Source organism: Marinobacter sp. MIT932201, from assembly GCF_047123295.1.
Taxonomy (GTDB): Bacteria; Pseudomonadota; Gammaproteobacteria; order Pseudomonadales; family Oleiphilaceae; genus Marinobacter; species Marinobacter salsuginis.
The window spans coordinates 2,741,401-2,752,909 of the sequence record NZ_CP138917.1; the positions used below are offsets into that span (position 1 = coordinate 2,741,401).

The window sequence follows — 11,509 nt, forward strand, 5'->3', positions numbered from 1 at the left end:
TGGAAATAAACTCAGTCGATTTTTTCGTCGGCCAGGAAGAACCAGGTATCCAGCACCGAATCCGGGTTCAGTGACACCGTATCAATGCCCTGATCCATCAACCATTTGGCAAGATCCGGATGATCCGATGGTCCCTGCCCGCAGATACCAATATACTTGCCGGCTTTCTTACAGGCCTGAATCGCGTTGGACAACAGGGCCTTGACGGCATCGTTACGCTCATCAAACAGGTGCGCGATGATGCCCGAGTCCCTGTCCAGGCCCAGTGTCAGCTGGGTCAGGTCATTGGAGCCGATGGAGAAGCCGTCAAAGTGCTCAAGGAACTGATCCGCCAACAGCGCGTTGGCCGGCAGCTCGCACATCATGATCACTCGCAGGCCGTTGTCACCACGCTTGAGTCCGTTCTCCGCCAGCAGATTCACAACCTGCTCTGCTTCACCCACCGTACGAACAAACGGAACCATGACTTCCACGTTGGTCAGGCCCATCTCGTTGCGCACTTTCTTCAGGGCGCGGCATTCCAGCTCGAAGCAGTCCCGGAAAGTGTCAGAGATATACCGGGAGGCGCCCCGGAACCCGAGCATCGGGTTTTCTTCGTCCGGCTCGTAGAGGGTACCGCCGATCAGGTTGGCGTATTCGTTGGATTTGAAATCCGACAACCGCACGATCACTTTCTTAGGTGCAAACGCAGCCGCCAGAGTGGAGATGCCCTCAACCAGCTTGTCGACATAGAAATCCACCGGCGAGCTGTAGCCGGAGATGCGCTTCTCGACCGTCTGCTTGATATCCCGCGGCAGCCCGTCGAAGTTCAGCAGTGCCTTGGGGTGAACGCCGATCATACGGTTGATGATGAACTCCAGCCGTGCCAGGCCGACGCCCTCATTCGGCAGCGCCTGGAAATCAAAGGCCCGGTCCGGGTTGCCCACGTTCATCATGATCTTGAACGGTATGTTGGGCATGGAGTCCACGGTGTTTTCCCGCAGTTCGAAGTCCAGTGCACCCTCATAGATCATACCGGTATCACCTTCGGCGCAGGAAACAGTGACTTCCTGGCCATCGGTCAGCAACTCGGTGGCATCGCCGCAACCGACCACGGCCGGAATGCCAAGCTCGCGGGCAATGATCGCCGCGTGGCAGGTACGACCACCACGATCAGTCACGATGGCGGAGGCCCGTTTCATGACCGGCTCCCAATCCGGGTCGGTCATGTCGGTGACCAGCACATCGCCGGCCTGAACACGATCCATTTCCTTGATGCTGGTAATGATCTTCACGGGACCGCTACCAATCTTGTGGCCGATACTCCGGCCTTCCACCAGTACCTTGCCGGTCTCTTTGAGGAGATAACGCTCCATTACGTTGGCAGAGGCACGACTTTTCACCGTCTCAGGGCGGGCCTGAACGATATAGATCTTGCCGTCGTCCCCATCTTTGGCCCACTCGATGTCCATCGGACGCTGGTAGTGCTTCTCGATGATCATCGCCTGGCGCGCCAGGTCTTCCACCTCGGCATCGGTGATGCAGAAGCGGTTGCGCTCTTCCTGCTCCACCTTGACGGTTTCAACGAATTCTCCCTCGCCGGGCTTGGTGTGGTAGACCATCTTGATGGCTTTGCTGCCCAGATTGCGGCGAAGCACAGCCGGACGGTCCGCTTTCAGAGTCGGCTTGTGTACGTAGAATTCATCCGGGTTCACAGCGCCCTGAACGACCGTCTCACCCAGGCCGTAGGAAGCGGTCACGAACACCACGTCGCGGAAGCCGGATTCGGTGTCGAGGGTAAACATAACGCCGCTGGCCGCTGTTTCACTGCGCACCATTTTCTGGATGCCAGCTGAAAGCGCGACCATTTTGTGGTCAAAACCGTGATGTACGCGGTAGGAAATAGCGCGGTCATTGAACAACGAGGCAAACACTTCCTTCACAGAAGTGCGAACCTGCTCAAGGCCCACCACGTTCAGGAAGGTTTCCTGCTGACCGGCGAATGACGCGTCCGGCAGGTCTTCCGCGGTGGCAGAGGAGCGAACCGCAACCGCCATGTGTTCATTGCCATCCTGCAGGGCGGCGAACGATTCCTTCAGGGCATTTTCCAGAACGTCCGGGAATGGTGTCTCGATGATCCACTGGCGAATCTGCGCACCTACCCGGGCCAGCTCGTTTACGTCATTGATATCCAGAGCGTCCAGAGCATTGTCGATCCGCTCCTTCAATCCGTCCGTGGCGAGAAATTCGCGATAGGCGTGCGCTGTAGTGGCAAAACCACCCGGAACGGTAACACCTGCGTTGGCGAGATTACTGATCATTTCGCCGAGTGAGGCGTTCTTGCCGCCTACCCGATCGACATCGGACATTCCCAGGTGATCAAACCAGATAATGTAATCTTCCAAAGCATGTCTCCCTTGAGTCTGTGAAGCTAAGAGCAAAATCGGGCCAGCGGTAAAAGTAGGCAATATCCACTGCGGAGTCTCGGACTTGGCGTGTATGATACTGTAACCTGCGGAAATTACCTAGGCCACCAGGCCAGTAATCAAGGAACCATGGAACCGGACGATACAGCATGAAACGCACTGCTTTTTTCATTTCTGATGGCACCGGCCTGACAGCCGAAGCACTGGGGCACAGCCTTCTGGCCCAATTCGAAAAGATCGAATTCGAACGGGTCACCGTTCCCTATATTGCGGACGAAGAAAAAGCCCGGGAAATGGTCAAACGGATCAACAAGGCGGCCGAGACCGATGGCGCACGCCCGCTGGTGTTCGACACCATTGTAAATAGCGATATCCGGGAAATCATCGCCACCGCCGAAGGCTTCATGGTGGATATTTTCGGGACCTTTCTCAAACCCATGGAGGAAGAGTTGCAGTCCTCTTCCTCATATACCGTGGGTAAATCCCATGCCATCAATAACGAAGGGAGCTACGAGCGCAGGATCAATGCGGTCAACTTTGCTCTGGATAATGACGATGGCGCACGCACGCGGCATTACGATGAAGCCGATCTGATCCTCGTGGGTGCCTCTCGTAGCGGGAAAACACCCACCTGCCTCTATCTGGCCCTGCAATATGGCGTGAAGGCTGCCAACTATCCGATTACGGAAGAAGACCTGGCAGACCAACAGATCCCCAAAGCACTCAAACCTCATAAAGAGAAGATCTTTGGGCTGACCATTGATCCGGAACGCCTGGCGACCATACGCAACGAGCGCCGGCCAAACTCCCGCTACTCCTCCATCAAGCAGTGCATGCACGAAATCGAGGAAATCGAGTTGATGTACAAGCGTGAGCGGATTCCCTACTTGAACACCACGGCCTATTCCGTAGAGGAAATCTCCACCCGAATCATGGTAACAACCGGGCTGAAAAGACACCGCTAAACATCGCAGGGCGCCAGGGAAATGACCGGGTAACTGAAAAGGGGTCAGATGTGAAAAGAGGTCAGATGAACATTTCATCTGACCCCTTTTTCATAGCGCCTTTTTGTGAAGCCGGGCTCTAGAGTTCTTCGATAGCCAACCCAAGTTTCTCGGCCCTGGCCCGATTCTCCGGGCTGGTTACCACTGCGGTACTGGCTTTTTCGGGCACCAGCCAGGTTCTGGCGACGCGCTTCAGGTCGTCCAGTGTGACCGACAGCACTCGCTCCCGGAACCTCGCCCGCTGTTCCAGGGTGCGGCCAAACAGCTTGTTGTGGAAAGCATGCCGAGCTGCACCGGCCGGGGACCGGGGCCTGTCGAGTTGGCCAATCACACCAAGAATCGACTCTTCAAGCTCCTGATAATCATGGTCGTTGTCCTGCAACCACGCCAGGGCCGCATCGAAATCGTCCAACGTTTCCTCCAGGCGCGGATCCCGGTAGGAGAAGAACCGGAAGGTACCATTCACGCTGTCCTGGCCAGCGCCACCACCGTAAGCACCGCCCTTTTCACGGATGGCACGGTGTAAATAACCGTTGCGCAGGAAACCACCAAGCACGGTCAGTGCCGCCGCATCCGGATGGTCCACCGCTACCGTGCTGTAGGCTTTGGAACAGAAGTTGACCTGGGTAGAGGTCAGCCACGCCTCGCGGGTGGTGTAATTGACCGACTCCATTTTCCAGTCAGAAACGGCTGCTTCGGAAGCATCGCGCCAGCAGGACTTCAGGTCATCAACCATCGCCGGAAGCTGCTCGTCCTCACCGATCACCAGGAACTCACGCCCCTGGTTGCGAATTTTCTCATGCAACGCAGACAGTCCGTCACACAGAGCCGCCAGCTCCTCCGGATCCTTCAGGGCCTGATCCAGCTGCTTGGTACCGCGAATACCGGCAAGACCACCGAGCCGGAAAGACAGCCAGGCTCCCGGGCTCATGCCCTGAGACGCCGCGCCCATGGCCAGCGCATGACCACTGCCGGTCACCGCCTGCTCTCGACGAGCCCGAATCTGGGCAATAATTTCCCGGATCCGTTCTTTCTCGTCAAAGCGGGCGCTGGTGTAGACATCCCGCAGAAGACGGGTCAACTCACTGCGGTTACGGGCCAGCGCCTTGCCATTAAAGATGATGTATCCGGACAAATCCTGAACATCATCAATACGGCCTTTGGCGCTGAACGCCGCCCCGATACCACCGGATTCCGCAGAAATACGATCCTGCATCTGCAGGTAGTCCAGATCACCACAGCCCACTTCGGAAATCAGGGTGGTGTAATAAGGCACCAGCAGAAGCTCTTCTTCTGTCAGAGCCGGAACCGGGACAATAATCTGTTCGTATACCAGACCGTTGGTGCCACGGGCATAAACCGTCGCCGAGATATCGCCGTCATAACGCCCTTCCGGCTCTGGCATCTGCAGGGGCACGTCGGACAGATCCACTTTTGGCAGGATGGAATCGTCATCCTTGTGCATCTGGCGCTCTTCCAGAGCCTTGGCCCGATCCACGATCATCCGGACTTCTTCGTCGGTCAGCTCGGCCTTGCGACGGGCCAGGGCTTCACGGATAGCCTCCTGCCGGCGGGACTCGAGCTTTTCGTCCGGTCGCAGGGTCAAAGTGACCCGGTGTGGGTTCTCCAGTAGCTTGCGGCGGATCAGGTTTGGCACATACTGCGGATCCCGAATTTTCTCCCGGAGCGTTGCCAGCACCGGCTCCAGGTCGAGCAGTTCAACAGGATCACCACCGTGCACCATGGGTGCGATGGCGCTCATGATCAGTTGCAGACCGTACGGGAACTGGTCTCCAGCGATTTCCCGCTGGTGCAGTTCGAGCTGATGCAGGATGGCCTCGAGACGTTCCTCGCTGACGCCTTCCTCCACCACCTTCAGAAGCGTGGATTCGAGCAGCGCTTCCAGATCCTTGTGCTTGTCGGGTTCGCTGCCTTCGATGCCACAGACAAAGGTCATCTCACGGTTGGAATCTTCCAGCCCGCACATGGGCGACGGTGCATGCCCCAGATCTGTGGTTTCCAGGGCCCGCATCAGCGGCGAGGCACTGTTTTCAAGCAGAACGGCGGACAACAGCTGCCCCTCCAGGTTCTCCTGAAGATCAAAGCTGTGGCCCAGAAGCCACCCCACCACGATGTGGGTCTTGTTGTCGGTACCCTCACCCTCGTTCACGGCGTAGCCCTGCTCCACACGAACGGGCGCAAACATGCGCTTCTCGTCGCGGACCGGCAGATCAATATCCAGTCGGTCAAAACGTTTCAGTGCCAGCTCTTCAAACTTTTCATGATGCTCATGAGCCGGGATATTGCCGTACGTGGCAAATATCGCATTGCTGGGGTGGTAATGATGGCGATAGAACTGAAGCAGGTCGTCGTAACTGAGGTCAACGATGTGGTCCGGCTCACCACCACTGTTGTAGTGATAGGTCGTGGTCGGGAACAGATGGCTGCTCAGGTTCTGCCACAGCTGGGAGGTCGGCGAACTCATCGCGCCTTTCATCTCGTTGTAGACAACGCCCCGATAGACCAGATCGGTCGAGGGATCCTCGGGTTTGTCGAATTCCAGGCGGTGACCCTCCTGGGCAAAATCCAGTGGGTCAAGCTTGGAGAAAAACACGCAATCGAGGTAGACCGACAGCAGATTGTCGAAGTCTTTCCGGTTCATGCTGGCGAACGGATAGGCAGTCCAGTCGCTGCTGGTAAAGGCATTCATGAAGGTGTTCAGCGACCGCCGGATCATCATGAAGAATGGGTCGCGAACCGGAAAACGCTCACTGCCGCAAAGCGCGGTATGCTCGAGAATGTGAGCAACGCCGGTGGAATCCATCGGGAAGGTTCGAAGCGCCACGAAAAATACGTTCTCGTCGTTATCTGCGGCCAGGTGCAGGTGCCGGGCGCCGGTTTTCCTGTGACGATACTCCTCAACCTCAAGGTTGAGCGTGTCGATCCGGTGACTGCGAAGCTTCTCAAAGGCCGGATGGGTTGCGTTGTCGATCACTGCAGCCATTCAAACTATCCTGTCTTTAAACAATTGGAGAATTGTAGGGTAACACGTAGTATCGCTTATCATGCATCACTCCAGTAGCTAAAGGGTACCTCGCCGTCCATGACAACTCCCGCTCCTCAGACAAAGGCAGTTGACGCTCCGGAAGTCGCCGCTTATTGGGCAGAACGACGAAATTACCTTGACCGGATCCGGAAGGTACCGGAAATCAGACAGCGCTTCTGGCGGGAAGTTGCCATATACCTGCTGCGTCGCCTGCTCTGGTCTTTTGGATTTTTCCCGGTTTTTATCGCTTTCTGGGTTCCATTTGTGATGGCCAGCTTCAATCCCGTTGTGCTGGCTTCAGATCTGATCCCACTGTTGCAGGATTTCGTTGATTCCAATCCAGAGGTGCAAGCGACCACCATCAGTACACTGGTCATCGCCTGGGCCTCCATCGGGTTCTTCTTCCTGGTATTTGACTTCGTGCTGACCCCCTTCAAATCACCCTATGAATACGAAGCCGACGTGTACATGAGATCATGGGAACAACTCAACCATGATCAGCTTCCGGATAAAGTGTGATTTGGCCTGCATTCTCGGTAACTGCCGGACACTTTCTGTTACATAGTGTTGCAGTCACTGGGTAAGATGAAGCGGTAGACAGAATTCCAAGAATGCAGGATCACGAGGTTCCGTCATGGTCGATTTCAGACCGCTTCTGTTCATAAATGCCCTGGCACTTATGCTGTTGGTTACCGCCGGGTTCGCATCCGTGCGGGATGACCTTCGAATGACGGAAACCTTCGAGCCACCCGCCGTCGAGCAGGTGATCACATCCGGCCCTGATGAATCAGAGATCAGCGCGCCGCCTGAACCTGCCGCCACGGCGCCCACCATACCGGAGCCAGCTCCCCAGCAATCCAACGCGCCCGTGGTCGACGCCACCCCGTTCACCATTCCGCCCATGCCTGAGAATCCGGAGGTTCTGGCAGTGGCTGAACCGCCGGCAGCCATGGCAACCCGGACTGACACAGCCAAGGCAACCCGGGAAAAACTGGCAAAACAACAGCAGCCAGAGCGACCAACGCAGGCTCTGCTGGTGCTCCGCTCCAATGTGGTCGGCGATCAGGTGACGATAAACGGAAAGCAATACGGCGCCACTCGCCTGGACCTGGAGCTGGACCCGGGCCGGTATGAGGTCACTATCAGCAAGCCCGGCTTCAAGCCCTGGAATCGCACGGTGGCCCTTGAAGCCGGCAACGAGATGACCCTGGTGGGCGAACTGGAAGCCTTTACCACGGTAAATTTCCGGGACGGGACCTGGGTCGGCGGCGTGAAAACCGGTGACGGCACCTATCAGGATGCGGACGGCCTGCGCTACGAAGGCCACTTCGTGGACGGTGAATTCCACGGTCAGGGCACCGCCTGGTATCCAGACGGCAGCCGCTACGAGGGAGACTGGGCTGCCGGACAACGCGAGGGCGAAGGCGAATGGCGCAGCGCTGACGGGTCCAGGTACTCAGGAGAATTCCGGACCGACCAGTTCAATGGCAAAGGCACCCTGACATTGGCAAACGGAGACATACTGACCGGACACTGGCAGGACGGGCAACTCAATGGCCACGGTTCCCTGACCACTGCGGACGGCATGCTCTATGTGGGCGGATTCCGGAACAACGAATTTCATGGCAGTGGCACACTGACCTACCCCGATGGAAGGCACTACGAAGGCGAATTTTCCAACGGCGCTTTCCACGGCACAGGAACCGAGGTCTTCGCCAGTGGCAAGAAATACGAAGGTCAGTACATCGAAGGGAAGTTTCATGGCAGGGGTTTGCTGAAAAACCCCAACGGCAGTTCAATCGAAGCCACTTTCCGTCATGGCGAGCCTTACGGACAGGTGCGCCTGACCACGGCGGCAGGGGAGATTTTCACTGCCCGAACCACTGAACCCGGTGTCTGTTATCGGGACAAGAGCTACCGGGCCACAGAGTGCCCGAAACTGGAAGGCTGGTAATCCCGGCAGCCCGATAACAAACGCGTTTGCAGTAAACGATTGAGGTAGTGACATGGCGATCAAAAACGCTCTGCTGGTAGATGACTCCAAGGTGGCACGATTTGCCCTGAGCAAACTGCTGGAGAGTCGCGATATGGAAGTCAACATGGCTGGCTCGGCCGAAGAGGCCCTGGATTTCCTCAACAGCCATGGCCGCCCGGATGTCATCTTCATGGACCATCTGATGCCCGGAATGAATGGCGTTGAGGCCACCAAGGCCATCAAGGGCAATCCGGAGACCGCCAGCATTCCCATCATCATGTGCACATCCAAGAAATCGTCCTCGTTTATGGAAGAGGCGCGAAACTTTGGTGTCTACAACATCCTGACCAAGCCGCCACAAACCGAAGGACTCAAAGAAGTTCTGGACCAACTGGCCAGCGATGTCACAGGGGGAACCCTGCCAGAACCGCCCACTGAATCAGCGTCCGCCTACGTCGACGAGGATGAATTACTGAACGTACCGGCGGATGCTTCGGTGGAACTGTCTCCCAAAACAGGCGATTCCGCCGGTCGTGGTAACCCTCAGGCCAACGTGGTTCCCCTGACCAGCGAGCTTATCGAGCAGATTGCCCGTTCTGCGGTCAAAACCCACATCAACAATCGGCTGCATGAACTGCTCAGCTCGCTCTTTGATGAACAGTTCGACCACCTGAAGCGCGCGCTGGACGAGTCTCGCAGCAAGCAGGACGCGGCTATCGAGGAGCGCCTGAACGCAGTGACTGAAATGGTCGAGGAGCGAACCAGAAGCCTGCGCGACGACGTCGCCGCCGAAGTCAATCTCAACCTCGGCAGCGAGCTGGCAGTTCTCAAGAAGGAGCTGAAAAAGAATTCCGGCTTTACCAGCGATCATATGGCTGAGCTGAAAGATCACATCACCAGCGTTCAGACGATCGATACCGAGTTCTGGCAGACCCTTCAATCCGAGGCCATTCAGCAGGCCCATGAAATTTCCCGGGAAACCGCTGAAGACATCGCCCAGCGGACAATCGATCTGTTCGTTGCCCAACAGCGTTCTGCAGCCTCTCGAGTCTACACCATTGGTCTTGCCGTAAGCCTCGGGATCTTCAGCGTCGGGATTGCCTGGCTGTCAGGCCTTTTCGGCTAAGCAGCGCCCGGATTCTGCGCCAGTCTGCCGGGGTGTCCACATCGTCGTGGACCCCCGGAATATCGACCCGGGTGGCCCGCATCTCTGCCAGCAGCTGCCCAGCGCCCTTATCCCCCTCCAGATCAAGCACCAGAGGCCAGAGCCAGCGTGGAAGGTAGGCAGGCACGCCCGGCCGCCCCCCATAATCTGCGGCAATCGGCTGATCCGGCACATAGCGCGCGGCCTTGCCAAAAGCCTCAAGGGCATTCAGATCCAATAACGGTTGGTCCGCCACCAGAACGAAAGCCCCTTTCGCAGCGGGCCCCAGGCTTCGAAGCCCTGCAGACAGCGACGCTGAAATCCCATGCTGCCAATCCGGCGCTCTCAGCCATAACGATGGCTGGCGTCGGCAACGAAAGCGGATCAAGGGGTACCAGGCACCGCACACAACCCGGACGTCCGGGCTCAATACTCGGCCCTGGCCAATGGCTGCATCCAGGAGAATACGGTTGCGGGAATCGGTTACCTCCGGATCCCGGGGGCCCAGAGGCAACAGGACTTTGGGCCGGCCAAGGCGGCTGGAGACACCGGCAGCCAGTACCAGTACCGGGAATTGCTGATCGTTGAGCTTGTCGAAGTTTAAGATGATGAAACCCGTACAGTAAGAAATGGAGCCCGGGGAATCCGCCAGACTGCTGTATTCGATGATTTTTGCTAGAATTCCGCCATCAATCAATCATACCCGCCTGGAAATTTGATGAACCATCTGTTTGTAGACAACCTGACCGTTATCGATTTCGCTTACCTCGACCCGACCCGGGGGTTGGTGGGTGAAAGCTGGATTGCGGATGTGGTGCTTGGCGGGGAGCTGGACGAACAGGGTATGGTGTTCGACTTCAGCAACGTAAAACGCACCATCAAGCGGGTCATTGATGAGCGAGTGGACCATCGCCTGGTCATTCCCCGAGGTTACCACGGATTGTCATGGAACGAGGAAGAGCCAGACACCTTCAACTGGTCGCTGACCGATGGCAGCCAGATCACTCACCGGTCGCCGGACGAAGCCATCGTCTGGCTGTCCGCCGACCGGGTTGTGCCATCAGCTGTTGCCTCGCTGCTGGAACAGGAAATCAAGGCGGTGCTTCCCGCCAATGTAATTTCCGTGGAGATCAACCTCCGGGAAGAAGAAATCGACGGCGCCTACTATCACTACGTGCACGGCCTGAAGAAACACCTGGGCAACTGCCAGCGCATCGCCCACGGTCACCGCTCGCCGATCCGTATCGACCGTAACGGGCATCGCGATTACGACCTGGAACGCCGCTGGGCGAAACTCTGGCGCGACATCTACGTGGGTTCAGAAGAAGATGTGGTGCGTCGGCATGTGGGTGAAGACGGCGTTCGCTATGTGACCTTCGAATACGAAGCCAACCAGGGCGAGTTTGCGCTGACCCTGCCAGAGGAGCGCGTGTACATGCTGGATACCGACACGACGGTAGAGCTGATTGCCGCCCACATGGCTGACAAGCTCAAGGTGGAGTTTGCGACAGACACCATCCGGGTGAAGGCCTATGAAGGTGTTGGCAAAGGGGCCATTGCGGAGCGTTGATTGAGATCGTGAATGCGGGGTCAGATGAAAATGGGGTCAGAAGAACTTTTCTTCTGACCCCATTTTTACAGGCACAAAAAAAACCGCCCGAAGGCGGTTTTTTTGATGGCTTTCCGGTGGACTAAACCGAAAAGCCTAATTGGCGTCCCCTAGGGGGTTCGAACCCCTGTTGCCGCCGTGAAAGGGCGGAGTCCTAGGCCACTAGACGAAGGGGACTAGAAATTGGTGGAGCCAGGCGGGATCGAACCGCCGACCTCAACACTGCCAGTGTTGCGCTCTCCCAGCTGAGCTATGGCCCCTCAACGGCTGCGTATATTAAGGATCCGCCCTATGGGCGTCAACCTCTGAATCACACTTTTTTTCAG

At 57.1% G+C, this 11,509-nt stretch carries 8 protein-coding genes and 2 tRNA genes; 5 read left to right on the plus strand and 5 right to left on the minus strand.

What is annotated here, in order from left to right; all coding sequences use genetic code 11:
- Positions 1-11: 11 nt before the first annotated feature.
- Complete coding sequence (gene ppsA / locus SIC15_RS12525; RefSeq protein WP_412537617.1) at positions 12-2,348, minus strand: phosphoenolpyruvate synthase; 2,337 nt, start codon at positions 2,346-2,348, stop codon at positions 12-14.
- A gap of 206 nt (positions 2,349-2,554) precedes the next feature.
- Between ppsA and SIC15_RS12530 the strand changes: the two genes are divergently transcribed.
- Positions 2,555-3,370: a pyruvate, water dikinase regulatory protein gene (locus SIC15_RS12530; RefSeq protein ID WP_069183263.1), complete on the plus strand. Its 816-nt coding sequence runs from the start codon at positions 2,555-2,557 to the stop codon at positions 3,368-3,370.
- A 118-nt stretch (positions 3,371-3,488) separates the two neighbouring features.
- Here the strand turns inward: SIC15_RS12530 and SIC15_RS12535 are convergent, their stop codons facing one another.
- Positions 3,489-6,413 carry an insulinase family protein gene (locus SIC15_RS12535; protein ID WP_069183262.1) on the minus strand — a complete coding sequence of 975 codons (2,925 nt, stop codon included), beginning with the start codon at positions 6,411-6,413 and terminating at the stop codon, positions 3,489-3,491.
- Positions 6,414-6,512: 99 nt separating this feature from the next.
- Between SIC15_RS12535 and SIC15_RS12540 the strand changes: the two genes are divergently transcribed.
- From SIC15_RS12540 to SIC15_RS12550, 3 genes are all read left to right on the plus strand, one after another.
- Positions 6,513-6,974 (plus strand): hypothetical protein, encoded by a 462-nt coding sequence (locus SIC15_RS12540; RefSeq protein ID WP_069183261.1) that lies wholly within the window; start codon positions 6,513-6,515, stop codon positions 6,972-6,974.
- Between the two features lie 115 nt (positions 6,975-7,089).
- On the plus strand, positions 7,090-8,409 hold the full coding sequence (locus tag SIC15_RS12545) for an MORN repeat-containing protein (protein ID WP_412536057.1): 1,320 nt from the start codon (positions 7,090-7,092) through the stop codon (positions 8,407-8,409).
- A gap of 52 nt (positions 8,410-8,461) precedes the next feature.
- Positions 8,462-9,556: a response regulator gene (locus tag SIC15_RS12550; protein ID WP_153633568.1), complete on the plus strand. Its 1,095-nt coding sequence runs from the start codon at positions 8,462-8,464 to the stop codon at positions 9,554-9,556.
- Here SIC15_RS12550 and SIC15_RS12555 read toward each other — a convergent pair.
- Complete coding sequence (locus SIC15_RS12555; protein ID WP_412536059.1) at positions 9,516-10,271, minus strand: NTP transferase domain-containing protein; 756 nt, start codon at positions 10,269-10,271, stop codon at positions 9,516-9,518. The two genes, SIC15_RS12550 and SIC15_RS12555, sit on opposite strands and share 41 nt — an antisense overlap.
- 21 nt (positions 10,272-10,292) lie before the next feature.
- Here SIC15_RS12555 and SIC15_RS12560 point away from each other — a divergent pair, with 21 nt between their 5' ends.
- The gene (locus SIC15_RS12560) at positions 10,293-11,144 is read left to right on the plus strand and encodes a 6-carboxytetrahydropterin synthase (protein WP_069183258.1); all 852 of its coding nucleotides are present in this window, start codon (positions 10,293-10,295) and stop codon (positions 11,142-11,144) included.
- Positions 11,145-11,284: 140 nt separating this feature from the next.
- On the opposite strand, the gene SIC15_RS12565 is transcribed toward SIC15_RS12560, so the two are convergent.
- Positions 11,285-11,360, minus strand: a tRNA-Glu gene (locus SIC15_RS12565).
- 7 nt (positions 11,361-11,367) lie between these two features.
- Positions 11,368-11,443 (minus strand) — tRNA-Ala (locus SIC15_RS12570).
- Between the last annotated feature and the right edge of the window lie 66 nt (positions 11,444-11,509).

What these genes read in the sequence shown, in the direction of transcription:
- ppsA (WP_412537617.1), bottom strand. Translation starts at nt 2,348, where the DNA reads ATGTCCGATGTCGATCGGGTAGGCGGCAAGAACGCCTCACTCGGCGAA.
- SIC15_RS12530 (WP_069183263.1), top strand. Translation starts at nt 2,555, where the DNA reads ATGAAACGCACTGCTTTTTTCATTTCTGATGGCACCGGCCTGACAGCC.
- SIC15_RS12535 (WP_069183262.1), bottom strand. Translation starts at nt 6,413, where the DNA reads ATGGCTGCAGTGATCGACAACGCAACCCATCCGGCCTTTGAGAAGCTT.
- SIC15_RS12540 (WP_069183261.1), top strand. Translation starts at nt 6,513, where the DNA reads ATGACAACTCCCGCTCCTCAGACAAAGGCAGTTGACGCTCCGGAAGTC.
- SIC15_RS12545 (WP_412536057.1), top strand. Translation starts at nt 7,090, where the DNA reads ATGGTCGATTTCAGACCGCTTCTGTTCATAAATGCCCTGGCACTTATG.
- SIC15_RS12550 (WP_153633568.1), top strand. Translation starts at nt 8,462, where the DNA reads ATGGCGATCAAAAACGCTCTGCTGGTAGATGACTCCAAGGTGGCACGA.
- SIC15_RS12560 (WP_069183258.1), top strand. Translation starts at nt 10,293, where the DNA reads ATGAACCATCTGTTTGTAGACAACCTGACCGTTATCGATTTCGCTTAC.